The sequence below is a fragment of the Psychrobacter sp. LV10R520-6 genome (assembly GCF_900182925.1).
In the GTDB taxonomy this organism is placed as follows: Bacteria; Pseudomonadota; Gammaproteobacteria; order Pseudomonadales; family Moraxellaceae; genus Psychrobacter.
Genome location: NZ_LT900024.1, coordinates 2704791 through 2729266 on the forward strand (window position 1 = coordinate 2704791; position 24476 = coordinate 2729266).

At 44.8% G+C, this 24476-nt stretch carries 20 protein-coding genes and 1 tRNA gene; 6 read left to right on the plus strand and 15 right to left on the minus strand.

Annotated elements, in window-relative coordinates:
- Nucleotides 1-108 precede the first annotated feature (108 nt).
- From U1P77_RS11325 to U1P77_RS11335, 3 genes are all read right to left on the minus strand, one after another.
- On the minus strand, nucleotides 109-759 hold the full coding sequence (locus U1P77_RS11325) for a Sua5/YciO/YrdC/YwlC family protein (protein WP_321155085.1): 651 nt from the start codon (nucleotides 757-759) through the stop codon (nucleotides 109-111).
- Between the two features lie 111 nt (nucleotides 760-870).
- Entirely contained in the window at nucleotides 871-2076 is a 1206-nt protein-coding gene (gene dprA, locus U1P77_RS11330; protein ID WP_321155086.1) for a DNA-processing protein DprA, read from the minus strand.
- Nucleotides 2077-2128: 52 nt separating this feature from the next.
- Nucleotides 2129-3226: a LysM peptidoglycan-binding domain-containing protein gene (locus tag U1P77_RS11335; RefSeq protein WP_321155087.1), complete on the minus strand. Its 1098-nt coding sequence runs from the start codon at nucleotides 3224-3226 to the stop codon at nucleotides 2129-2131.
- A 327-nt stretch (nucleotides 3227-3553) separates the two neighbouring features.
- Between U1P77_RS11335 and U1P77_RS11340 the strand changes: the two genes are divergently transcribed.
- The 3 genes from U1P77_RS11340 to U1P77_RS11350 all read left to right on the plus strand — a co-directional run bounded on the left by U1P77_RS11340 (nucleotide 3554) and on the right by U1P77_RS11350 (nucleotide 6595).
- Nucleotides 3554-4308 (plus strand): IS5 family transposase gene (locus U1P77_RS11340; RefSeq protein ID WP_321155088.1). Its coding sequence is split into 2 segments (ribosomal slippage): nucleotides 3554-3910 and nucleotides 3913-4308, totalling 753 coding nucleotides; the frame shifts between segments, so codons are not numbered across the junction.
- Between the two features lie 128 nt (nucleotides 4309-4436).
- Nucleotides 4437-5441, plus strand: a complete 1005-nt coding sequence (locus U1P77_RS11345) for an amidase family protein (RefSeq protein WP_321155089.1) — start codon at nucleotides 4437-4439, stop codon at nucleotides 5439-5441.
- 66 nt (nucleotides 5442-5507) lie between these two features.
- A protein-coding gene (locus U1P77_RS11350; RefSeq protein ID WP_321155090.1) for an IS3 family transposase occupies nucleotides 5508-6595 on the plus strand; the annotation gives its coding sequence in 2 pieces (ribosomal slippage) (nucleotides 5508-5760 and nucleotides 5760-6595; 1089 coding nt in all).
- A 120-nt stretch (nucleotides 6596-6715) separates the two neighbouring features.
- Here U1P77_RS11350 and U1P77_RS11355 read toward each other — a convergent pair.
- Nucleotides 6716-6792 (minus strand) — tRNA-Val (locus U1P77_RS11355).
- A 296-nt stretch (nucleotides 6793-7088) separates the two neighbouring features.
- On the opposite strand from U1P77_RS11355, the gene U1P77_RS11360 reads away from it, so the two are divergent.
- Nucleotides 7089-8066, plus strand: a complete 978-nt coding sequence (locus U1P77_RS11360) for a glutathione S-transferase family protein (protein WP_321155091.1) — start codon at nucleotides 7089-7091, stop codon at nucleotides 8064-8066.
- Nucleotides 8067-8181: 115 nt separating this feature from the next.
- Here the strand turns inward: U1P77_RS11360 and hemB are convergent, their stop codons facing one another.
- The 8 genes from hemB to U1P77_RS11400 form a co-directional block, all read right to left on the minus strand.
- Nucleotides 8182-9189, minus strand: a complete 1008-nt coding sequence (gene hemB, locus U1P77_RS11365; protein ID WP_321155092.1) for a porphobilinogen synthase — start codon at nucleotides 9187-9189, stop codon at nucleotides 8182-8184.
- 218 nt (nucleotides 9190-9407) lie between these two features.
- Entirely contained in the window at nucleotides 9408-11213 is a 1806-nt protein-coding gene (locus U1P77_RS11370; protein ID WP_321155093.1) for an efflux transporter outer membrane subunit, read from the minus strand.
- A complete protein-coding gene (locus tag U1P77_RS11375; RefSeq protein ID WP_321155094.1) occupies nucleotides 11213-13834 on the minus strand; it encodes an IS5 family transposase in 2622 nt (873 codons plus the stop codon). Before U1P77_RS11375 ends, U1P77_RS11370 begins: the two co-directional genes overlap by 1 nt.
- Nucleotides 13835-14130: 296 nt before the next feature.
- Nucleotides 14131-14841: an ABC transporter ATP-binding protein gene (locus U1P77_RS11380; RefSeq protein ID WP_321155095.1), complete on the minus strand. Its 711-nt coding sequence runs from the start codon at nucleotides 14839-14841 to the stop codon at nucleotides 14131-14133.
- A gap of 4 nt (nucleotides 14842-14845) precedes the next feature.
- A complete protein-coding gene (locus U1P77_RS11385) occupies nucleotides 14846-16048 on the minus strand; it encodes an ABC transporter permease (protein WP_321155096.1) in 1203 nt (400 codons plus the stop codon).
- Complete coding sequence (locus U1P77_RS11390) at nucleotides 16045-17196, minus strand: efflux RND transporter periplasmic adaptor subunit (RefSeq protein WP_321155097.1); 1152 nt, start codon at nucleotides 17194-17196, stop codon at nucleotides 16045-16047. The genes U1P77_RS11385 and U1P77_RS11390 overlap by 4 nt, the downstream gene beginning before the upstream one ends.
- The gene (locus U1P77_RS11395) at nucleotides 17193-17801 is read right to left on the minus strand and encodes a TetR/AcrR family transcriptional regulator (protein WP_321155098.1); all 609 of its coding nucleotides are present in this window, start codon (nucleotides 17799-17801) and stop codon (nucleotides 17193-17195) included. The genes U1P77_RS11390 and U1P77_RS11395 overlap by 4 nt, the downstream gene beginning before the upstream one ends.
- Before the next feature lie 300 nt (nucleotides 17802-18101).
- Nucleotides 18102-18842, minus strand: coding sequence for an IS5 family transposase (locus U1P77_RS11400; protein ID WP_321155099.1), 741 nt, complete (start codon nucleotides 18840-18842; stop codon nucleotides 18102-18104).
- Nucleotides 18843-18907: 65 nt separating this feature from the next.
- Here U1P77_RS11400 and U1P77_RS11405 point away from each other — a divergent pair, with 65 nt between their 5' ends.
- On the plus strand, nucleotides 18908-19258 hold the full coding sequence (locus tag U1P77_RS11405; protein ID WP_321155100.1) for an IS630 transposase-related protein: 351 nt from the start codon (nucleotides 18908-18910) through the stop codon (nucleotides 19256-19258).
- On the plus strand, nucleotides 19245-19751 hold the full coding sequence (locus U1P77_RS11410; protein WP_321156684.1) for an IS630 family transposase: 507 nt from the start codon (nucleotides 19245-19247) through the stop codon (nucleotides 19749-19751). Before U1P77_RS11405 ends, U1P77_RS11410 begins: the two co-directional genes overlap by 14 nt.
- A 188-nt stretch (nucleotides 19752-19939) precedes the next feature.
- Here the strand turns inward: U1P77_RS11410 and thrC are convergent, their stop codons facing one another.
- From thrC to fmt, 3 genes are all read right to left on the minus strand, one after another.
- On the minus strand, nucleotides 19940-21361 hold the full coding sequence (gene thrC / locus U1P77_RS11415; RefSeq protein WP_321155101.1) for a threonine synthase: 1422 nt from the start codon (nucleotides 21359-21361) through the stop codon (nucleotides 19940-19942).
- Nucleotides 21362-21410: 49 nt separating this feature from the next.
- The gene (locus tag U1P77_RS11420) at nucleotides 21411-23003 is read right to left on the minus strand and encodes a transcription antitermination factor NusB (protein ID WP_321155102.1); all 1593 of its coding nucleotides are present in this window, start codon (nucleotides 23001-23003) and stop codon (nucleotides 21411-21413) included.
- A 232-nt stretch (nucleotides 23004-23235) separates the two neighbouring features.
- The gene (gene fmt, locus U1P77_RS11425) at nucleotides 23236-24318 is read right to left on the minus strand and encodes a methionyl-tRNA formyltransferase (protein WP_321155103.1); all 1083 of its coding nucleotides are present in this window, start codon (nucleotides 24316-24318) and stop codon (nucleotides 23236-23238) included.
- Nucleotides 24319-24476 lie beyond the last annotated feature (158 nt).

A 24476-nucleotide genomic window follows, 5' to 3' on the forward strand; every position in this document is an offset into this window, starting at 1 on the left:
TATTTTCTAGCGTTATTATATTGAGTGTGACAAAAAACGTGCTACAAAAACAAGAGTACAATTGTAGGGATTAAGATATAGAAGAGTGTTGGATATTGAAATTAAATGCTATCTAATAACTTGTCCCGTAAGCGCATCATGTATTTGGCTAGGTAACTCGTAACCTAACGTATCGCCTTGCAAGTAAGCAACTTGCTGAGCAAACTCACTATTTATAAAGTACCCTTGCGCCTGTGCTAACGATAATGCTGGCGGTTGTCCCGAAGGGTTACAACTGGTCGAAACAATAAAACCATAAGGGTTACTTACTGAAACCACTTGCGCACACAGCTGTTGAATCAACGGATGGGCGATAACACGTACCGCTACGCTATCATGAGCACCGGTAATCCAAGACGGAATCGGCACGCTAAGCGACTGAGATGATTGGGATTGAGATAAAGGTAATAACCAGGTATGCGCTTGCTGGGCTACAGCATTAGGCGAGATATGCCAACTGTCGAGGACGGTTTGACGCTGCTCAGCACTTAAGCTCTCTAACAATGGCGCAATACGTGCCGCACTATCGGTCACCACAATCATGCCTTTATCCATTGGGCGCTGTTTAATAGCAAGTAGCTGTTGTACTGCTAGCTGACTAAACGGATCACAACCGATGCCCCACACGCTTTCGGTTGGATAAGTAAGTAACTGCCCTGCCCTTAAGTATTGAGCAGCTTGAGTGACAGAATTAGTTGTTAAAGGCGTGTCTGGGAGCATGGATGATTTCATAGTGTACGGTTGAATTTTCAAAGAGAAAAGCAAGAAGAATAAGTAATGTGTGGCAATAAGACTAAATAAACAAATATAGAAATTTATTTAAATAGATAACTAAACGCGTAAATAGCGTCCCCCTTGTTCGCTGATAGTACCTAATAGTTCAAGCTCCATCAGCTGGCCGATTAATTGCGGTGCCGTTAATTCTGTAGATACCAGTAAGGCATCTAAATCTTGTCCGTGCCAATCAAGTTGTTTATAAACGACTTCTAAATGTTCAGGGATAGCAACCTTAGAGGCGACACTGGCTTTTTGCTTATTAGTAAGCTGCTCAGTATTAGATTTGGATGAGGTATCTGCTGATTGGTTGAGTTCGATGCTTTTAAGATCACTAGGATAAATATTAAGTTGTACGTTGACATCATCCAGCACCTGCTGCGGATGATATATCAAGGTTGCGCCTTCACGTATCAGATGATGACAGCCTTCAGCATTACTATTATCGATATGGCTTGGGATAGCAAAGACTTGTTTGCCTTGGTCAGAGGTGAGCCGAGCAGTAATTAACGAGCCGCTTTTGATAGTCGCTTCAGTGACAATCGTTGCCAAACTGAGACCGGCAACCAAGCGGTTACGCCGCGGAAAAGTATGCTTATGTGGCTGAGTGTGTGGCAATAGCTCACTGACTAGACAGCCACCTTGCTCGATAATTTGAGTAAATAAATGATCGTGATGGTTGGGGTAGCAAACATTAATACCGGTACCCATCACCCCAATCGTGCGACCTTGGTAGTCAGGATCGGCTTGAGCTAAAGCGCCGAAATGTGCGCGTTTATCCACGCCCATAGCCAAGCCGCTAGTGATAATGTAGCCAGCTTGCGCCAAATATTGCGCTATATCAAAGGTAATTTTTTGCGCATGCGTGCTTGGTTTTCGGCTGCCAACGATAGCGATTTGCGCTTGATGTAGCAACGCACTATTACCACGATAAAATAGTAACGGCGGTGGATCGTAGATTTGTAGCAACTGCGCAGGATAGTCAGGCTGATCAGCAAAAAGCAGCTGGTATTTATCAGCTCTTAATGCCTGCTCGATAGTATCGATGCTGGTTAGGGTCTGCTCTTGCTGCTCGTGACGCTTAATATGACTAGGATGAATACCCAGTTGTCGCCACGCTTCAACCTTGGCCGTCCATGCTTGCTGCGCGCTACCAAAGGTAGTAACCAGCTTATGGTAAGCGGATAATGACGCATTCACCTCATGCCACAGCGCCAATACGGCGCGCTGGTCATCGGATATAAGAGTTGAGATTGCTATCATGGTTGCTTAGCTCGTATTGATTGGCTCTTATTAGTTAGTAGCTTATAAGCGCTTACAAATAAGGGGGCGGTAGCAGTTGGTCACCGACATTAAGTGGCAGCTCAGAGTTGAGTACATAAGCATAGCTGATATTATCAAAAGTATTAAATACCATCACCATGCCGCTAGGCTCACTTGGTAAGCGTACTGGCGTGTCATTATCCAAGATATCGCGTACTAACGGCCCTTTTTGATATACCGTCAACACATCCCCTGGTTTGGCACCATGACTGCTACCTAAGTTAATAGCGACCACACCACCACGCGCCGCTGAGCTGATTGAATCCATTACCCGCACAATCATGCCGCCACGATTGACAGTCGCAGGCGTAGGATAAAATACTGGTGGGATAGAGTTGCCCAGCTCAACAAACACCCGATCACCTTCACGGACTTCTTTGCCATAAGATTCGATGAGCTGTATGCTGGTCACGCCGTTACTTTCCGTAGCAGTGACCAAGCCAGTCGCCACTTGCGTCACTTCTAAACCGATGACTTCTTGGGTCTTAGGCTCAACGTACATCTCGCCTTCATGGTAGACGCCATAACGCTGACCAATGATCAGCGGTACGCCCTTAGCATAGACTTTGTCACCGCTCGCCGTAATCAGATTACGATTTTTGGAGGCTAAGATATAAGGCGTGGTATTAAAGTCTTTTGGATTAACAATGATTGTTTTGTCTAACCAATGCCGAATGGCTGACATCGGAATGGCAGGAATACTATTGGCAGTGGATGTGACCGTTACGGTGCTAGCGACCACATTACCAATCAGTTGTTTTTCTACCCCTGCGCAGCCTTCGCCCGTATCGACACCGATCAAAGTCTTACCTTGGATCACGCATAAGATAAGAATGTCATTAGGATAAATGAGGTTGGGATTTTTGATTTGTTTATTGGTCGCCCAAATCTCTTTCCAACGCCATGCACTGTCTAAATAGCGCCCTGATATATCCCATAAGGTATCGCCTTTTTTGACAATATAGCGATTGGGAGCATCCGCTTTGATAGTTGGTGACGGATTATTAGCGTGGGCAGTGGTCAACAGCAGCGCACTACTAAAGGCAGTCATCAGCAGCGCTTTTGCCATGGCGTTTAGACTTATTTTCATTATCATGTCCGTAATGGGTAAGGGTTAGCACTAGCGCTGTTGGAGTTGATTGTAATCAATCATCATTAACTATTTATAGAACGCTTTTTTTATCTGGACCTGTTCTTACAGCGATATCTGAACCAAAGTGCCAGCTACTGATTTTTGAATTTACGATGATATGAACAATAGCACAATATTAAACACTTTTTTACAAAAGCGTAACCTTTATTACGGCAAGTTTTTGACCTTAAACTAGGGCGTGTTGAACATTGGGAATAAATTGATGACAAAAAAATAGCAAACGAGTAATCTTTAAGTTCTCACACAAAAAAGACTTCGTTTGCTATGCCTCGTACTATGCTCAAAGATGAACACTGGACAAGACTAAGACCTATCTTACTAGAACTTAATATCTATGACAAAGGAAATCTTAGAAATACGGTTGAAGGCGTGTTGTATCGTATGCGTGTTGGCTGTCCTTGGCGCGACTTACCCGCTTACTTTGGCAAGCCCAATACTGTCTACAAGGCTTACCAGCGTTGGTTTCGAAGTGATAAGCTGATTGCGTTGTTTGCTTTATTAATCAAAGAGTCTGACCTTGAATGGGTGTTTATAGATGGCACTCATATTAAAGCGCATCAGCACAGTAGTGGTGGCAATGAAGTCGCCCAAGCCATTAGTAAAAGTGTCGCAGGTCGCGCCACACCAAGATTCACTTAGCAGTCGATGCTCATGGTAACCCTATCACCTTTATTCTATCAGATGGCACGACTCATGACGTTAAGGTAGCACCAGACTTAATTGATAAGATAGATTTAAGCGATACAGACATTCTATGCGCCGATAAAGGCTATGACTCTGAGACGCTACGAGAATACATCAAGCAAGCAGGGAGCTGGGATAATATCCCTCGAAAACGAAACACTAAGTCCTCTAACGACCATATGGACTGGGATTTGTATAAAGCACGGCATCTAGTAGAAAACGCCTTTGCTAAGCTAAAACAGTATAGGGCGGTTGCCACCAGATTTGATAAGCTCAAGCAGAGTTATGAGAATACAGTAGCTCTCGCTTGCGCTTATATCTGGCTGAAATTATGAATGTTCAACACGCCCTACTTAGTAAGTAAAGTTTTATTACTTATCAAGTATTCCTATGATATCTATTATCAGACTATATTTTAGTAATACGACCTCTAATTAATAAATTTAACAAAATGGAGTGCATTGTGATCACACGGACTGTGAGCAATCTTACCAAAGATTCTGTTTCGGCTATAGACATAGCAGCCCGCCTAAAAGAAGGTAGTCTTTGTCCGGTAGCGCTTGTTGAAGAGACATTTGCAAACATAAGAGCTTCTGATCCCGCTATTTTTACAGAGTTGCTCGAAGAACGGGCGTTGAAAGAAGCCTATGCTTCTAGAAAACGCCGCCGTGAAGGTAATCTACTTAGTCTATGGGATGGTATCCCTATCGCATGGAAAGACCTTTTTGATATAGAAGGTCGAGTCACCACCGCAGGATCTACTGTATTCAGATCTAACACGCCTGCTACTCATGATGCCGATATGGTTGCAAATGCCACTCGAGCTGGCCTTATATCGATAGGCTGTCTTAATATGACTGAATTTGCCTATTCTGGTCTAGGTCTTAATCCGCATTTTGGTACTCCTCAAAACCCACATGGCACAGGCCCTGCTCGTATTCCTGGTGGCTCGTCATCAGGTTGCGGTGTCGCTATCGCCCGCGGACTAGTACCACTTTCTGTCGGCAGTGATACTGGGGGCTCGATACGTATTCCTGCTGGATTAAATGGCATAGTCGGCTATAAAGGTTCTAGTAGAGCGTTTCCAAAAGGTGGTACGTTTCCACTCTCACCGACATTGGATACCTTTGGTCCACTTGCTGCTGACTTAAAAAGCTGCATCGGTGCGGCAGAAATTCTCAACGGGCGAGCCGTCGCAATGCCCAAACCAACACCTATCAGTCAACTCAAATTCTTTATTCCTATTAATGTTGTCTTTGAAGACGCACAAGATGCTGTGATAGAGAATTTTGAAGCCAGTGTTCGCGCTTTAGAGAGCGAAGGGGTAATGGTCACTCGGGGAGTGAGCAGCGAATTTGAAGAAATAGATACCCTTGCTGCTAACCACGGTTACTTGGTTGGCCCAGAAGCGTTGGAATTGCACTGGGATCTTGTTCATTCTGAGCACGTGACCCAGATGGATCGGTAATCCCCCCTAAAAACAAGAACACTTAGAAGTAGAGATTAACTGCTAAACTACCAGCAGGAGAAACTCATGAAAAAGTCACGCTTTACCGACAACCAAATCGTCAACATCCTCAAACAAGCAGAACAGGGTGTGCCCATTACTGAGCTCTGCCGTGAGCACAATGTAGGCCAAAGCACGTTCTATAACTGGCGATCTAAGTATGGTGGCATGGATGCCGCGCTTATCACCCGTCTCAAAGAGCTTGAAGTTGAGAATGCCCGATTAAAGAAGATGTATGCCGATGAATGTCTTAAATCAGACATATTACAGGATGCCATGTCAAAAAAGTGGTAGCGCCAGTAAGGCGCAAAGCGTTGGCTTGTTACTACATTGAAGATCGTGGCATAAGCATCCGCAGGGCGTGCTCAATCTTTAATATCAGCGTGACGGTCTACTACCCTAAGTCAGTTGCCTCTGATGAGAACCGCCAAATAGCCAATTTGTTGATAGATTTGACCAACCAGAATAAGAACTGGGGCTTTGGTTTATGCTTTTTAAGCTTACGAAACGTGCTAGGACTGCCATACAACCATAAGCGGGTGTATCGTATCTACTGTGAGCTTGAATTGAACCTTAGAATCAAACCTAAGCGCCGCATTAAGCGTGCCAAACCAATACCACTTGCTGTACCTGTAGAGCCGAATCAAAGCTGGAGTATGGATTTCATGCATGACGCCCTAACTGATGGCAGAGCCTTTAGACTGTTTAATGTGATTGATGATTACAACCGAGAAGCCTTGACGGTCGAGATTGACTTCTCGCTACCCGCTCAAAGAGTCATACGCAGTCTGAATCAGCTGATTGAATGTCGAGGTAAACCTGCTCAAGTAAGATGTGATAACGGTCCTGAGTACATTAGTAATGCACTCAAAGAATGGGCGATAGAACAAGGTATCACGATCAGTTATATTGAGCCTGGCAATCCACAGCAAAATGCCTATGTTGAACGTTACAACAGAACCATGCGCTATGACTGGTTAAACCAAGCGTTGTTTACTGATTTAGATCAAGTACGTCAGCAAGCTGAAGCTTGGTTATATCACTACAATCACGAGCGCCCTAATATGGGCAATGGCGGCTTTACGCCGATACAGAAACTAAACCACGCCGCTTAATTCTATTTATTTGGTGTCTTATGGTTGGGATGATTACCATGCAAGCAAGAATTTTCCTCTACAGCCCATATATTACAGCCAAAAAAAAGCCCCAATCGTGAGATTGGGGCTTTCTAAATTTGGTAGGCATAAGCAGACTCGAACTGCTGACCTCTACCATGTCAAGGTAGCGCTCTAACCAACTGAGCTATACGCCTATTTAGGTTGAGTATTCAATCAAGTTTCTATTACTTTGCAAGTCTTTTTTCTAGCTAAACTGCCTTATTATTGAAATACTTACGATTCAGCTTTATATTAACTATTAAATAAGGTTGTTTGTGTAGTTTTAATGGTTAATATATAATGATGGTTTAGTTTTGATTGTTAATAGAGGGGCGTCGCTTGATATTGGCAATCTAGTAATACTGTTGCAGATATGAAAAAAACGATTCTTATGATAATTGAATAGTATCTAATAAAATTAAGTTAACAGTAAAAGGATTAGGAGTATCAAATGGGCTTATTGGTTGATGGGCAGTGGCAGGATAATTGGTACGACACAGAATCTAGCGGTGGACGCTTTGAGCGTGAAGATGCAGGCTTCAGAAATTGGGTAACCGTAGATGGTAGTGCTGGTTCGTCGGGTCGGGGTGGCTTTCAAGCCGAAGCCAATCGTTATCATTTATATGTCTCTTTGGCGTGTCCATGGGCAAACCGCACGACCATTTTTCGTCAGCTAAAAGGCTTAGAAGATATTATTTCGATGTCTGTGGTTCATCCTTTTATGGGTAATAAAGGTTGGACGTTTGCAGAGGGCACAGGTGTTATCGTTGACCCTATTATCCATGCAAGTTATCTGTATGAGGTTTATATCGCGGCAAAACCAAATTATACGGGGCGGGTGACAATACCGATATTATGGGATAAAAAGACCAATACCATCGTCAGCAATGAATCCGCTGAGATTATTCGTATGTTTAACTCAGCTTTTAATGGCGTTGGGGCAGTAGCTGGTGATTTTCTACCTGCCGATGCGATAGTAGAAATTGATGAGATAAATGCGTTTATTTATGATGCTATCAATAATGGCGTCTATAAAGCTGGTTTTGCGAGCACGCAAGCCGCTTATACAGAAGCAGTAGTGGCGCTATTTGATGCCTTAGATACTTTAGAGGCACGTTTGGCAGACCAACGTTACTTAATAGGTAGCACGATAACTGAGGCGGATTGGCGTTTATTTACGACATTAGTACGTTTTGATGCGGTTTATGTCGGACACTTTAAATGTAATATTCGCCGCATCATTGACTATCCCAATCTTTGGGGTTATCTGCGTGATTTGTATCAAGTACCGGGTATTAAAGATACCGTAGATATGGATCATATTAAAGCGCATTATTACACTAGCCATGCCACTATCAACCCTACAGCTATCGTACCCGTTGGTCCTTTGATTGACTTTGATGAGCCGCATGAGCGGGCGCATTTATAGAGTGCTATTTGATAAAGTGCTGTTTGAGTTTTAGGGTAAGGCAATACAAACAAACCGTACCCGCTGCTTGATAGTAGCGGGTACGGTTTTTTTAATAAGCAAAAATATGTTGAAATTAAGCGTTATTTAGCTGTCTTGCTGCTTCTAATGCAAAATAGGTCAAAATACCATCAGCGCCAGCACGGCGGAAGCCAATGAGTGATTCTAAAATAACGGCATCAGTCAGCCAGCCGTTTTGAATCGCCGCCATATGCATGGCATACTCGCCAGAGACTTGGTATGCAAATGTGGGTACGCCAAAGGTGTTTTTGACTTCACGGATTAAGTCCAAATACGGCTGACCTGGTTTAATCATGACCATGTCAGCACCTTCATTAATGTCCATAGCGACTTCATGTAGCGCTTCAGCGCGATTACCAAAGTCCATCTGATATTGCTTTTTATGACCACCTTTTAAGTTGCCCGCACTACCGACGGCATCACGGAATGGACCATAGTAAGCGGAGGCATATTTTGCTGAATAAGCCATAATAGCCGTATTGAAAAAACCTTCTGCTTCCAAAGCATCACGCATGGCTTTGATACGACCATCCATCATATCACTAGGGGAGATGATATCAGCGCCAGCACGCGCATGGACGAGCGCTTGCTTAACTAATACTTCAACCGTTTCATCATTAATAACATAGCCTGTGTCATCCAGCAAGCCATCTTGACCGTGTGAGGTATAAGGGTCCAACGCCACATCGGTCATGACGACCATCTCTGGTACGGCGTCTTTGACCGCTTTTACTGCACGTGCAGTGAGAGCGTTTTCATCATAAGCAGACCTACCGTCAGGGGTTTTGAGTGAATTATCAATCACTGGAAAAATATCGATGGTCGTGACGCCTTCGCTCAACAAGTCTTTGGCGTGCTTAATGAGCAGGTCTATCGACAAGCGCTCAACGCCCGGCATGCTAGCGATTTGTTGGCGCTCGTTAGTGCCTTCTAATACAAAAACCGGCGCAATAAAATGCTTAGGATGTAGCTCAACTTCACGAATCATCGCGCGTATATTGTCGTTATAACGCAGGCGACGTAGACGAGTTTCGGGAAATTGGCGGTTAAAGGTATAAGTCATAATAGGTCCTTATTATATTTTCATTGGGTCATTGGGTCATTTGGTTGTTGTTTATAATATTATTATTTATTAGATAGCCGTTTAAAAGTAGCGCGAAATGTTGTGAGACTACTATAACCAAAAGCGGCGCTCAAAAGCAATCAGCCCCACCGAAGCGGCAGGGCTGATTGTGCGATATTTATCTATCATTACTTGTTTATCACTTACCTAGCAGGCGCTTAAGGTTCAATAATCTGCGTGACTGGTACTTGTTCAACAGGAGTTTCTTCAATCAAAACACCGACTGCTGCATCAGCATCGTTATCATTATCGATATCGACAATCGCAGTTGGTTCAAAGACAGCTGTCGTTGGCGAATTTGACTGCTTAATGGCAATGGCTTCTTGCACAGAAATTACCCGCGCTGAACTGGCGGCATCGATAGCGTAAGCGGCTTTTGCTTCAGCACTATTGCCAGGCGCTCTACCTAATTGTGCCACGTTGGTATATTGTGGTACTGGAATAATGGTTGGCACACCAAAATTAGCACCGCCACCAAGGGCCTGGTACAATTCAACTTGGCTAATAATTTTTTGTAGCTCTAAATCTAAAATCCCTTGCTGAGTTGAGAACAATGAGCGTTGAGCATCGAGTACGTCTAGGTAGTTGGATATACCGGCTTTAAAACGAGCGTCCGCAATTTGATAGGTTTGCTCGAAGTTATCTTGTAGACGGTACTGTGACTCAAGCTGCTCACCTAATGTTGCCCGCGTTGCAAGAACATCTGATACTTCACGAAACGCCGTTTGAATAGATCTCTCGTAACTGGCAAGCGTTTGTTCACGTTCGATTTTAGCCACATCATAGTTGGCATCCAAGAGTCCGGCATCAAAGAGGGGCACGCTGATACTTGGGCCAAATGACCAACCTACTGCGCCACTGCTAAATAAATCATTTAAACTATCACTACTCACGCCCACACTACTGGCAAGGCTAATTGAAGGGTAATAAGACGCGCGTGCCACTTCAATATTAGCACCAGCGGCTTTAAGATTATATTCCGCTTGTAATACATCAGGGCGATAGCGTAGTAGCTCGCTTGGTAGACCGGCACTAAAGATTTCTTGTGTGGTCACATTACTAACAGCAGGCGTTGGAATAAGACCGCCTGGAATGGGAGCACCTACTAAAAACTGTAGCGCATTACGTGAGGTTAAGATGCTGCTTTGCGCCCGTAGTACCGCAAGTTTAGCATTCTCAAGCGATGCACTTGACTGTAACGAGGGCAGTTTAGGATCGATACCGGCTTCAAAGCGCTTACTGGCAATGAATAGCGATCTTTCACGGCTCTCAACCGTCGCTTCTGCCAGTTTTAGCTGCGCTAAGCTATAGCTTAAATTAGCATAGCTTTGGGCAATATTACTAATTAAGCTAATTTGGGTGGCATCTTTTGCCGCAGTCGTTGCTAAGAAATTTTGCAATGCCTGCTCTTTTAGACTGGCAATTTTGCCCCAAAAGTCGAGCTCGTAGTTGGCTAAGCCCAATTGCACATTGTAACTATCGCCAGTTTGACTGCCGCCTATTGGACTGCTTTGACGCCGGCGAGAGTAGCCGGCGCTACCATCAATGGTGGGCAGATCACGAATATCAGTAATTCGATATTGAGCGCGTGCTTTTTCAATAGCCAAGCTGGCACTTTCAAAGTCTTTATTATTCTCAAGACCCAATGCAATAAGACCCTTCAGACGCTCATCACTATAAAAGTTCTGCCAGCGTTGACTGGCGAGACTGGCTTGCTGAGCATTACTGACCGTTTCCTTATCAAACGCACCATAGGTTTGTTCGATTGGAATGTTAGGTACCGCCAGCACAGGACGCATATCAGCTTTTGGGATAGTATTACAAGCTGCCATGCTCATCGCTAAGGCCGTTAGACCTAGTAGGCGACTGCTACCTTTGCGCAAGCGTGATAGAGCCGGTTGCGCAAAGGTAGCAGAGACCGCCACCGCTGCTGGGTTATTGGTAAACATTTTTTGAGTACTCATTATGTATTGCCTCCAAGGTTTGCAGGTTGATAATTATCAGAAGGCATTGGGTTGTGCGAGTCAGGCGTACCGTTGCTATCATCTTTATCGTTTGGTTTGTTGTTCTCGTATTTGTGCGGGAACGCACTACGTACCCAGATGTAAAACATCGGAATAAAGAAGATGCCTAAGAGTGTGGCGGTTATCACACCACCGACAACACTGGTACCGATAGCATTTTGACTGCCTGAACCTGGACCGTTTGCTAAGAATAATGGCACAACACCTAGTCCAAAGGCAAGCGAGGTCATAATAATAGGACGTAAGCGTTGACGCGCTGCTGTCATGACGGCCTCTGTGAGACTATAACCTGCCTCTTGGTGATCCCTCGCAAACTCGATAATCAAGATGGCGTTTTTGGCTGATAGCCCGACCACCGTGAGTAGACCGACTTGTAAGTAAATGTCATTGGAGAAGTCACGGAACCAAGTAAATAGCACCGCCCCCAATACCCCAAGTGGAATGACCAATAGTACTGAGAATGGAACTGACCAGCTCTCATACAGAGCAGCAAGACATAAGAATACCACTAAGATTGAGATAGCGTACAGCATCGGTGCTTGAGCACCTGACTTTTGCTCCTCTAATGATAGACCAGTCCATTCGTAACTGATGCCTTCTGGTAGCTGTTCAACCATGGCTTCCATGGCATCCATCGCTTCACCAGTACTAAGACCAGGGGCGGCGCTACCTTGGATATTCATTGACGCTAAACTGTTATAGCGCGTGAGACCCGGTGAACCGGTTTCCCATTTACTACTAGAGAAAGCATCAAATGAGATCATCTCGTTGCTGTCATTACGGACATACCATTTACCGATATCATCAGGATTGGTACGGCTACTAGGCTCACCTTGTACAAACACGCGTTTGACACGACCACGGTCAACGAAGTCATTGATATAACTTGACCCCCATGCGGTTGAAATCACGCTATTGATGTTTGCCATCGACAAACCATAAGCAGCAGCTTGTTCTTGGTTGATATCAATTTTAAGCTGCGGCGCATCTTCTTGTCCGTTTGGACGTACGCCGGCTACTTTATCGTTTTGAGCGGCCATACCGAGCAGCATATTGCGTGCCTCTAACAGACCTTCGTGCCCGACGTTACCGGAATCTTGGAGCATCAAGTCAAAGCCACTAGAGTTACCAAGCCCACTAATCGCTGGCGGTATAATATTAAAAACAGTCGCTTCGTTGATTTGGGTAAAGAAGTAACCCTGTGCACGATCAGAGACTGCCCGCGCTGTATTTTCTTCACCTTTACGATCTGCCCAGTCATTTAATTTTACGAAGGCAATACCGACGTTTTGTCCTTGTCCAACAAAACTAAAGCCCGCGATGGTAAACGCTGAAGCTACATTATCTGGTTCTTGACCACTATAATAAGCGCTCACTTTATCCAGTACCGCTTGCGTTTCATTCAGTGTCGAACCAGCAGGCAGTTGTACCGCGGTAAACATAATGCCCTGATCTTCTTCTGGTAAAAATGAGCCAGGAATACGCAAGAATACCACTGCCATAATACCGATAATCGCGGCATAAACAATCAGATACAGCCATTTAAAACGGAAACTTTTACCGACAAACTTTTCATAAGATTGACTGGTTTTGGTAAAAGAGCGGTTAAACCAACCAAAGAAGCCTTTTTGATTTTCGCTATTGCCTTTTTCATGGCTTTTACTACGTTTTAGCAAGGTCACACATAGAGCAGGGGTAAAGATAAGCGCAACTAGCGCCGACAGCACCATACTGGTAATCAAGGTAATGGCGAACTGACGATAGATTACCCCAGTTGAGCCGCCGAAGAATGCCATCGGGACGAATACCGCTGATAGGATAAGGGCGATACCCACAACGATTTTACTAATCTCACCCATCGATTGTATCGTAGCGTCTTTGATAGAGATATCTTGGTCTTCTTCCAATAACCGCTCGACATTTTCTACCACGACAATGGCATCATCAACCAACAGACCGATGGAGAGTACCATGGCAAACATAGTCAGTACGTTAATACTAAACCCTGCGATATACAGTACTGCAAAAGTACCCAGTAGTACCACAGGTACGGCAAGCGTTGGAATAATAGTCGCACGCCAGTTCTGTAAAAAGACGAACTTGTCTACTAAGTCAGGTGCGACTTTAACATCGTGGGTTGTACCATCTGATAAAATAAAAGTGAGTGGATTACCATGAGCATCGACTGCTAAGTGAATCTTGGTCGCGCGTCCTGCGACACTTTTACTGATGGCTTGCGCAGTCTCATTACGACCATTGCTATGCTGGTGTGCTTTGATATGAGTACCATCTATAAACACCCATTCAAGGTCTGAGTCTTTGATTAATAAAGCAAACAGTTGAATCAACTTATTACTGCGAAACCAACGCTGATATGCCTTATAGACAGTGTTGGGCTTACCAAAATAAGCTGGCAGATCACGCCAAGGACAGCCCACACGCATACGATAAAGCACACCTTCAACGGTTAGTCTAAGATTTCCTTTGTCATAGATATTAAGTTCTAGTAAGATAGGTCTTAGTCTTGTCCAGTGTTCATCTTTGAGCATTGTGCGAGGCATAGCGAACGTGATCTTTTGGTGTGAGAACTTAAAGATTACTTGTTCGCTATTTTTTTGTCATCAATTTATTCCCAATGTTCAACACGCCCTAATATAAAGCCTATAAAATTTGCTACAAACTTTACGGGCTGAAGCTTGCAGTAATTTAACAAATCTATAGTCTTTCTTAGGTGAATATGAGGAACTTGGGGTTTGTTGCAGCTGCTTACGCAGCGACTAATCAAGTTTTCGCAAGCCGTCTTGCAGGGCAATGCTTACGGTAGGTCATAAAACACTTTTATAGTTCAATCGTTCTCTTATTCGAAACCTCTTCCTTCACCAACTTCCTCGTGGGTGACACCGTCACGGATGTGGTAAATACGCTTGAAAGTGGGAATGATTTTTTCATCATGCGTGACTACGATGATGGCAGTCTCGAACTGCCGAGCCATGTCGTTGATGATGCGAATGACGGCCATAGCGCGCACACCATCAAGAGCAGCGGTTGGTTCATCCGTCAGAATCACCGGTGGCTGGTTGACTAATCCACGCGCAATGGCAACCCGTTGCTGCTCGCCACCGGAGAGTTGTGAGGGCATGGCTTGAGCTCGGTGATGCACATCAAGTGCCGTGAGTAACTCCAATGCCCTCGCTCGTGCCTTTGTATTTGAGATACCTGCGAGCATCGGTAGCAGGGCTACATTGTCAGTGACATCGAGAAATGGAATCAGGTAAGGGGATTGAAAGACAAAACCAATTTTGTCACGGCGCAAAGCGCGTAGATCACGAACTTTCCAACCATCGTCGTAGATGACTTCATCGCCTAACGTCATACGACCGGCGCTTGGAGCAATCACCGCGCCCAGACACTTTAACAGCGTGCTCTTGCCTGAACCAGAAGGGCCGATCAAGCCGACAACCTCACCTGGCGCAACCTGCATATTCACATCCTTTAAGGCGTAAACCGCCGTGTCACCTTTGCCAAAGCGCTTGCTTAGGTTTTCGATGAGTATTCCTTTTTTAGTCATTGGGTTATCCTATCGCTTCGGCCGGATCGACCTTGAGTGCCATACGAATGGCGATAATACTGGCAAGTATGCAAATTACAAGCACGGCAAAAAAACCAATCACGGAATCCATTGGCGTGAGCAGCACATACTTGGGAAACAGCGGTGCGGCGAAAGTGGCCGTGATCTTGCCAACCACGAAGCCAATCACACCTAGTGCAAGCGCCTGCTGCATGATCATCGCAGCGATAGTTCGGTTACGGGTGCCGATGAGCTTCAATACCGCGATTTCGCGGATTTTGTCCATGGTCAGCGAATAGATGATGAAAGCAACAATAGCCGCGCTAACAATGGCTAAAATTACTAGAAACATGCCGATCTGCTTAGCCGAGGTAGCGATTAGCTTGCCGACGAGGATGCCTTCCATCTGTGCCCGCGTGTAGACCGTTAAAAGCTTCCAGCGCTGGATGGATTCAGCTACTTCGTTCTGTGCATAGCCAGATTTCAGTGTGACCAGTACGGCATTGACGGACGAGTTGGTGCTCTGTGAAGCAATCACAGCATCTAGCAAACCCGGAACACCGGGACGATTAAAGGCTTGATTGGCTTCAGTGCGCCGCCGGCTTTGCCAAATGGCGTAGTTACTTTTGAGAAACTGGGCTTCTTGGGCATCCTTGAGCGGAATAAATACCATCGGGTCACCACTAGACGATACCATGCGCCGTGTTAGCCCCACAACAGTGTAATGATTGCGACGAATAGCTAGAGAATCTCCCAATTTAAAGCCGGTAGCGATGTCGGCCACCGCCTCGTAGTGACTGCGCGTGATTTGGCGGCCAGCAACGAGATAAGGAGGCCATCCAGGTGTGGCTCCCAACTCGCCAGGCGCAATGCCAACTACCATGGCACGTACATCACTCTCGCCCTTATGTACTTGTGTGGTTAGGTAGGTCACGTTCGCTGCTTCGGCGACGCCCGGCATGGCAAGGATGGTTCGATACACGTCATCGTTGATGCTAGACGACTCCGCATAGGGACCCAGTGTATCCTTTTGCACCACCCAAAGATCAGCGCCACTGTTATCGAGTAAGGCTTTGCCATCGTCCACCATGCCCCGGTAAACTCCGGCCATAACGAGGGTGACGCCGATCAGCAGACCCAGACCAATACCGGTAAAGACGAACTTTCCCCAAGCATGAAGAATATCGCGACCAGCTAAGCTGATCATGGTGACACTCCTGAAATGCGATCGACTACATGGATACGACTGCCCACCTTCAATGCCTCTTCGCTATAGGTTACGACTTGGTCACCTTTGTTGAGCCCTTCGAGCACCTGCACATAGCCATTGAGGTCGAATGCACCGAGCTTGATTGGGGAAAAATGCAGATCACCATTCACTATCTGCCAGACACCGACCTTGTCCCCCTCACGCTGGACGGCAGCGTTGGAGATAAGAGGAACGACCGGGAGCGCCGGTAAGTCAACTGTGACTTCTGCCAGTTCGCCTATTGACGGCAAAGGGTCCGGTTGATTATCGAAGGTCACCTTGGCGAGCATCTCCTCGGTTACCGCGTCGGCCTTGAGCTCCACACGCAGCACGCTACCTTTCAAGGTTTGGCCGCTGCGCGAGCGCAGGACGATACGAGTCGGTAAGCCTGCAGCTAACCCCGATGCATTGATTTGGTCGAAACGCGCATTGATCCATAAACTTTTGGGGTCTATTACCTCTACCACTGCCTGCCCTGCGACGATCGTGGTGCCGGGATCAGCATCGCGCACGGCAACCACCCCATCGACCGGCGCGACTAGGCGTAGATTACTTCTCTGCGCGATGAATCCTTCGAGGTCGGAGTGTGCTCGAGCAAGGTCTGCCTGAGCGACGGATAGGTCAGCATTAGCGATCTGTAGTTCCTGTTTTTTTGTGGCGACGCTCTCCTCACTGACCGCTTGCACAACCAATAATTGCTCATAGCGATTTAACTGTGTTTGCGCGTAGGCTTGCTGAGCTCTTGACTCTTGTAACACCGCTTCTGCTCGCTTGAGCACAGATTCTTGCGAGCGCACCTGATCATCGAGATCGACTGTCTCCATCCCACCAAGTATTTGTCCCGCTTTTACTTGATCTCCCACTTGCACATCCAAGCTCTTAACGCGACCTGCAAATGTCGGTCCAATCTTATAGGTATAACGTGACTCTACTGTGCCAATGCCGAACAGTGCTGGTCTGATTGCGCCTGACTTCACACTTTCTACTGTCACCGCGACAGGGGCGAGCGGCCCTGATCGTAGACCGACATAAATGAAGAGTGCTAGCAACGGAATGATGACGGCAAGTAGCGCCAAAGTTCGTCCTTGTATGGGCAACTTCTTCATTGAGCACCCCTTATGCCACGCATGTAAATCGCAAAAACTCGCGGTGCATCGCGTTGCATACGGCGGACATCACCTACCAACATCGATTGCATCACCAAACCTTGGATGGTACCAATAAATAGTGTTGCCGCCGCTTCACTATCAAGGGATGATGAAAGCTCGCCGCTGGTCTTACCTTTGTCGATAAGATGATGCAAGCGTTCGCCGTAACGCTGAATCAAGGTTTGCACCATACACTTGGCTGGTGTCGATTCGGCACGCTGAAGTTCTCCAAAAATCATTCTCGGTACACCGGGATGCTCGACCACGAACTCGATATGACTCATGAACATCGCTTTCATAGCCAACAAAGGCGACTCAATTCCTTCTGTAGATTTATCAATTCTAGCCAGTAGGCGCTCTGCTACCCATTCCATGACCGCTTGCCAAATTGCTTCCTTGTTCGGGAAATGCCGAAACAGCGCCCCTTGAGTCAAGTTCATGTGTTTAGCGATAGCTGCAGTAGTAATCTTGCTTGGGTTTTGTGTACCGGCGAGCTCCACGACAGATTCGATAGTTACGGCACGGCGTTTATCGGCCGGTAGATTTTTTGAATGGGAATCCATGAGCACTCCTGATAAGATAGTAATCAATTACTATCTTATCAGGAGTGCTTTATTAAAGCAAGGAATAAGTCCATATCCAACACACTCGTCAACATCAGGCGTCAGCAATGGGTTCAATATTTTTATTTCCTATTTTTTGATAAGGCTTTTGATAATCTCTTAGAGTCACGCAAAGCTGTAATGGATTCGCTAGCTAAGAATTTCAAAGCTTAGTCCGCAAAGGTTTTTTTAATATTTCAAGCAGTCAGCTGTAACAACACCTCTAGTAATTCAGTTGTAATACAAGGGCGTGTTGAACATTCATAATTTCAGCCAGATATAAGCGCAAGCGAGAGCTACTGTATTCTCATAACTCTGCTTGAGCTTATCAAATCTGGTGGCAACCGCCCTATACTGTTTTAGCTTAGCAAAGGCGTTTTCTACTAGATGCCGTGCTTTATACAAATCCCAGTCCATATGGTCGTTAGAGGACTTAGTGTTTCGTTTTCGAGGGATATTATCCCAGCTCCCTGCTTGCTTGATGTATTCTCGTAGCGTCTCAGAATCATAGCCTTTATCGGCGCATAGAATGTCTGTATCGCTTAAATCTATCTTATCAATTAAGTCTGGTGCTAACTTAACGTCATGGGTAGTGCCATCCGATAGAATAAAGGTGATGGGGTTACCATGAGCATCGACTGCTAAGTGAATTTTGGTGGCGCGACCTGCCACACTCTTACTGATGGCTTGCGCCACTTCATTACCCCCGCTACTGTGCTGATGCGCTTTAATATGAGTACCATCTATAAACACCCATTCAAGGTCTGAGTCTTTGATTAATAAAGCAAACAGAGCAATCAACTTATTGCTGCGAAACCAACGCTGATATGCCTTATAGACAGTATTGGGCTTGCCAAAGTAAGCGGGTAAGTCGCGCCAAGGACAGCCAACACGCATACGATACAACACGCCTTCAACGGTTAGTCTAAGATTTCCTTTGTCATAGATATTAAGTTCTAGTAAGATAGGTCTTAATCTTGTCCAGTGTTCATCTTTGAGCATATAGTAAAACCTTTCTAAAAATGTTATAAATTAAATCAACCAAACCATTATCATCACAAATAACCATGACTTATTCACTAGATTTTCGCAAACAAGTTCTCAAAAGCTTAGATGACGGCATGACCTATGCTCAAGCGGTTGAGTTTTACGATCTTAGCCCAACCACCATACAGAACTGGAAGAGACGTATCCACAGTAAAGCAACAAGACAAACCAAGCCTCATAAAATAATAGATGACGTTTTACTCAATGATGTTAAAGAATATCCTGATGATTACCAATATGAGCGAGCCCGTCGACTAAACTGTAGCTCAACAGGCATTCACAGCGCCTTAAAAAGGCTGAAGATTAGCAAAAAAAAAGACCTTAGAGCATCCCAAAGCCTGTCCAATCAAGCGAGCAATCTATCAGAGTAAGCTTACGTCCTACATCAAAGATGGGTTTCCCATTGTATACATGGACGAGAGTGGCTTTGAGCATGAAACCATGCGTCCTTATGGTTACGCGCCTATTGGCAGTCCTTGCATCGACAGCTACAATTGGCAAGCCAAAGCTAGAACCAATGTCATTGGTGCTTTATATGGCAAAGTGCTGTTTGCACTTGATTGCCTTAAGACTAACATCAATGGAGACATATTTTATGGCTGGTGCAAAAACATACTAATTCCAAGTCTTAAAACTAAGTGCGTGATCGTTATGGATAACGCGAGCTTTCACAAACGAGTAAAAAAACTGCTTAATAGGCACGGTCATCGATTATTATTTCTACCACCATACAGCCCTGATTTAAATCCTATTGAGAAGAAGTGGGCTCAAGTAAAGTTTCTACGGCAAGGATGGATGGAAAACGACTTATCTAAATTGTTTTATGATATTCATCCAAGGCATAACTCTTTTGTAGTGAATTGACTATAGTACGAGGCATAGCAAACGAAGTCTTTTTTGTGTGAGAACTTAAAGATTACCCGTTCGCTATTTTTTTGTCATCAATTTATTCCCAATGTTCAACACGCCCTAACTTAGAGTAGACCTATTACTTAATAAAGACTTAGTTTCACGTGAAACAATCCTTTTAGTGTCAGAACAGCTTTTTAACTTTAAGCTGGGTTTGCTTTGACGTACTGACGGATTTGTTCAGCGACCAGCTCAGCCTTATTATCTAAAATCACCACGTACTGTGGCAAATCCTCTAGCCCTTCTGTATGGGCAGGACGTGCAATGTCTATTTGTCCAATAGCTTCAATAATAGTCTCGGCAAATTTAACCGGCAGCGCTGTCTCCGCGCAAATGATAGTTTCGCCGTCTCGTTGTAACTCTTTAGCCACTTTGATGCCATCAGCGGTATGTGGATCAACCAGCTCACCTTGTTGCTCATAGAGCGCTTTTATAGTTTGCAGACGGTCACTATGGGTAGATTTACCCGCAGCAAAGCCATAACGAGAATTGACCGCTTCCATCAGATCAGACAAATCAAAACCCTGACCTGACTTCACGCCTTCAAATAATTCATGAACCCGTGCACTGTCTTTATCTAGCAGTAGATAAACAAAACGCTCAAAGTTGGACGCTTTAGAGATATCCATTGATGGGCTGGAGGTTATATGAGTTTGATCAGTCGGACGCGGCTGATAGGCCCCTTTATTGAAAAAGTCATTGAGCACATCGTTTTCATTGGTAGCGACTATTAAACGTCCAATCGGCAACCCCATTTCGCGGGCAATATGTCCAGCACAAATATTACCAAAGTTGCCTGATGGTATGCTAAAGCTAACCTGCTCATCATTGCTTGTTGTTACTGCGAAGTAAGCTTTAAAGTAATAAACAATTTGCGCTAATATGCGTCCCCAATTAATAGAGTTAACCGTTCCTAAATTGTAGGCCGCTTTAAATTCAGCATCTTGCTGCAAAACTTTGACAATATCTTGGCAATCATCGAACATACCATCAATAGCAATATTATGGATATTATCATCAGTCAAGCTATACATCTGCGCCCGTTGAAACTCACTCATTTTGCCATGCGGTGACAGCATAAAGATTTCAATATTGTCTTTACCTCGTAGCGCATATTCCGCCGCACTGCCGGTATCACCACTGGTCGCACCAATAATGGTAATACGCGCCTCTTTTTTCTTCAGCACATATTCAAAGGCATTGCCTAGAAATTGCATCGCGACATCTTTAAAGGCTAAAGTAGGACCATTAGATAAGCCTAAAATGTGAATATCATTTTCAAGCTTGCGAACAGGGGTAATCTCAGCGTTGCCAAATATCTCAGTAGTATAAGTACGTTCAATAATATCTTGTAAATCAGCAGCAGGGATATCAGTGGCAAAACGTTGCATAATTGCCATCGCAAGCTCTGGATAGCTGAGAGTGCGCCATTCATCAAGTACAGCTCTATCAATATGCGGATAATGCTCAGGCAGCATTAGGCCACCATCAGGAGCAAGCCCCATTAATAGCACATCACTAAAGTCCATTGGCTCAGTTTGACCACGGGTACTAATATATTTCATAGCGCTTTCCTACCTACAATGATTTTATTTTAACGGTATCTTTCCTAAATTAAGCTATTTTATGTAGCAGCGCATAATAAAAGCCGTCGCCACTCTCACTATCAATTGGCAAACATTGACGCCCGATTTCTTGAGCAATACCCCAACTGCATTCTTCGGTGAATTCGATAGCAGTAGCATCGGTATGATGGTTTAAAAATGCTTGCATTTGTTCCACGTTTTCTTGCTTTAATATCGAGCAGGTTACGTAAAGCAAATAACCACCGACTTTCAATTGCGGCCATAGATTGTCTAATATCTCTTCTTGTAATGACGCCGTTTGATCCACGTCTTCTTCTGTACGTAAAAGACTGATATCAGGATGGCGACGAATTACGCCAGTAGCGGTACAAGGTGAATCGAGTAATATAGCGTCAAATACGGGTTCGTTTTTATCTACTTTTTGCTTTTTAGATTCCTGGATGCCCTGCCATCTTGTCGCATCAGCACAGACGACATTAAGCTTAATTTGCTCAGAGTGTTCTAAATGTAGACGCTCTAAATTTTCATGAATGCGACCAATACGCGGGGCTTCATTATCAATAGCCGTTAGTTTAATCGCACGACTACCCGACGAATCAGTCTTATCACCGCTTTCATTTTCACTAGGTTTCACATGAAACAATGAGGACTGCTTGTCTGCATTTAACAGCTCTAACCAATGGGCAAGTTTACCACCAGGGGCGGCGCAAGCATCTAAAATATGCAGCTCGGTATTGCTGGTTTGATTAGCATCGCCATTGTTATCATTAATAGCATCAGCATTTACCTTATTTATAAGCGCTTGGTGAATCAGTGGTGCAGCAAGCTGAGCATGCATATCTTGCACACTAGCAGCACCTTCCGCAAATGAGGGTAAACCACTAACGGCTGTAGTTTGCTCTAAACGTAACGCTTGGGTTGTTATAGTAGTATCGGTTTTATCGGTCAGATTTGACAGTTGTAAACCACTAACCACTTCGACCAATTCGGCTTCAACATCTGCTTGTTCTAGCGCTTGTTGATAGGCGTCCACAGTATTAATAGTAGTATTCACTCGTAAAAACATCGGTGCGGGCTGACGCAATCCTTGAGTTAATGCTGAGTATTCCTCACTCCAATCTTGCTTGAGCTGATAGGCGAGCCAATTAGGCAAGCTGTGGTTTTTATCGCATTTCTTACGGAATTTGTTAGTATTTTTAACGACTTTACGTAAAATAGCATTAACTAAGCCAGAGGCATGGGCAAAATCAATTTCTTTAACGGCCTCTACCGTTTCATGAATCGCCGCGTGGTCAGCCACTTCCAAGTATAATAGCTGAGTTAATCCCACTTGGATGGTAGTGCGCACCTCAATCTCATCGATATTGTTATCTGCTAAAGTATCAAGTAGGCGCTCAAGAGCATACCACTGGCGTAAGGTGGTCAATAATAGCGCATGTGCAAAGCCCTTATCACCCTCGTGTAAACTGTTTAACAAAGGATCAAGTACACTCGATAATGACTGGCCATTTTGGATGGCAAGCAAGGTACGAATGACGCGTACACGCACACTACCAACCATCTTAAGATTGCTTGAAGGCTTGTTTTTATTATTTCTAGACGCGGTTGCGGGTTGTCTCATATTACTTAATTTCCTGTGCCTATTATGGCGTCTGTGTTTACTTATTATAGTCAGTTCAACATTAAAGAGAGGCGTTTGTTTATAACAAATAGCAACGTGCCACTGGTATAAACTTTTCTAGCGTGCGGTTCGCAAGCGTGCTTCGAGCCTGCAAAACGTTTGTTACAGTAGCATCCCAGTGGCCCAGTAACTTTGTATCGTTTTTAAATTAAATCGAATATAGTTCGTCTTATTAGTCTGAATTATCAGTGAATTGGTCGCCATCATTAAGCTGATTGCCATGACAGATTTGCTCGGCAGTTACTGGCTTGCTACCGGCAAATTGTAATTTGGTTATCGCTAAGGTGCTGGCTTGCTGATTTATGTTGTCTACTTGCTGTTTGTCTTTACCGCACGCAACCAAAATAGCCTTGCGTCCGACACTGATAACGGTTCCGACAGGTTTAGTGGTTTGCTGGGTCGTATTAACAGGTAGGCTGGCTAAAATCTTAACACGTTGTCCCTCTAAAAAAGTATAAGCGCCCGGCCATGGGGTTAGTCCGCGGATTTGCCTTTCAATTACAGTAGCCGATTGTGACCAGTCAATAGCGCCTTCTGTTTTGATGAGCTTTTCAGCATAATTAGCCTCATTGTCATCTTGGGTGATAGCCTGCGTTTGATAATAATTTAGGTCTTGTAGCACGGTGCTGATAGCAGTCGCGCCTAACTCTGCCAGCTTATCATGGAGACTGGCGGCACTGTCATCGGCTTCAATAGCGCAGCTAACTTTATGCAACATATCGCCAGTATCTAACCCTTTATCCATCTGCATAATGGTAATACCCGTCTGAGTATCTCCGACTAATAATGCCCTGTGAATGGGCGCCGCGCCGCGCCACCGTGGTAATAAGGAAGCGTGAATATTCAAGCAGCCGTAAGTAGGTGTGGTCAAAACCCCAATAGGCAATATCAGCCCGTAAGCGGCAACGATCATCACGTCCGATTGATAAGTTCTCAAGGTTTGTCTGGCAGCAATACCGGAACTGCTAGACTTTTTAAAGGTATCGGGTTGTTCAACAGGAATGTCATGAGCCAGTGCGACTTGTTTAACGGCAGAGGCTGATAGTTTTTGACCGCGTCCCGCCTTACGATCCGGCTGGGTATATACCGCTACAATATCTATATTGAGCGCGTCTTGTTGGCTGATTAACGCCTCAAGGCTTATAGCTGCAAACTCAGGGGTACCCGCAAAAACCACTCGCAATCGGCTGGTAGCTTGCGGGTTCTGAGTAGTGGGGGCGGTAGATAAGTCGGAAGAGGAAGCAATTATAGTCATAGCAGCGTATTATGTATTATTAATCCACCTATTATAGGTGAGTTTACGGCGTTGTGCCATGATTGTAATAGCGCTTGATAGGAGTCGATAATGATAAAGCTTATCTTTATTATAGAATAGGTATGAATGATGAGCGCTTTGTAATAAGTTCACTATAT

Bases quoted from the DNA above. Each gene is read 5' to 3' on its own strand.
- U1P77_RS11395 (WP_321155098.1), bottom strand. From the start codon at position 17,801: ATGGATTCCCATTCAAAAAATCTACCGGCCGATAAACGCCGTGCCGTA.
- U1P77_RS11390 (WP_321155097.1), bottom strand. From the start codon at position 17,196: ATGAAGAAGTTGCCCATACAAGGACGAACTTTGGCGCTACTTGCCGTC.
- U1P77_RS11400 (WP_321155099.1), bottom strand. From the start codon at position 18,842: ATGCTCAAAGATGAACACTGGACAAGATTAAGACCTATCTTACTAGAA.
- U1P77_RS11375 (WP_321155094.1), bottom strand. From the start codon at position 13,834: ATGCCTCGCACAATGCTCAAAGATGAACACTGGACAAGACTAAGACCT.
- U1P77_RS11335 (WP_321155087.1), bottom strand. From the start codon at position 3,226: ATGAAAATAAGTCTAAACGCCATGGCAAAAGCGCTGCTGATGACTGCC.
- U1P77_RS11405 (WP_321155100.1), top strand. From the start codon at position 18,908: ATGACTTATTCACTAGATTTTCGCAAACAAGTTCTCAAAAGCTTAGAT.
- U1P77_RS11360 (WP_321155091.1), top strand. From the start codon at position 7,089: ATGGGCTTATTGGTTGATGGGCAGTGGCAGGATAATTGGTACGACACA.
- hemB (WP_321155092.1), bottom strand. From the start codon at position 9,189: ATGACTTATACCTTTAACCGCCAATTTCCCGAAACTCGTCTACGTCGC.
- thrC (WP_321155101.1), bottom strand. From the start codon at position 21,361: ATGAAATATATTAGTACCCGTGGTCAAACTGAGCCAATGGACTTTAGT.
- fmt (WP_321155103.1), bottom strand. From the start codon at position 24,318: ATGACTATAATTGCTTCCTCTTCCGACTTATCTACCGCCCCCACTACT.
- U1P77_RS11325 (WP_321155085.1), bottom strand. From the start codon at position 759: ATGCTCCCAGACACGCCTTTAACAACTAATTCTGTCACTCAAGCTGCT.
- dprA (WP_321155086.1), bottom strand. From the start codon at position 2,076: ATGATAGCAATCTCAACTCTTATATCCGATGACCAGCGCGCCGTATTG.
- U1P77_RS11370 (WP_321155093.1), bottom strand. From the start codon at position 11,213: ATGAGTACTCAAAAAATGTTTACCAATAACCCAGCAGCGGTGGCGGTC.
- U1P77_RS11385 (WP_321155096.1), bottom strand. From the start codon at position 16,048: ATGATCAGCTTAGCTGGTCGCGATATTCTTCATGCTTGGGGAAAGTTC.
- U1P77_RS11420 (WP_321155102.1), bottom strand. From the start codon at position 23,003: ATGAGACAACCCGCAACCGCGTCTAGAAATAATAAAAACAAGCCTTCA.
- U1P77_RS11380 (WP_321155095.1), bottom strand. From the start codon at position 14,841: ATGACTAAAAAAGGAATACTCATCGAAAACCTAAGCAAGCGCTTTGGC.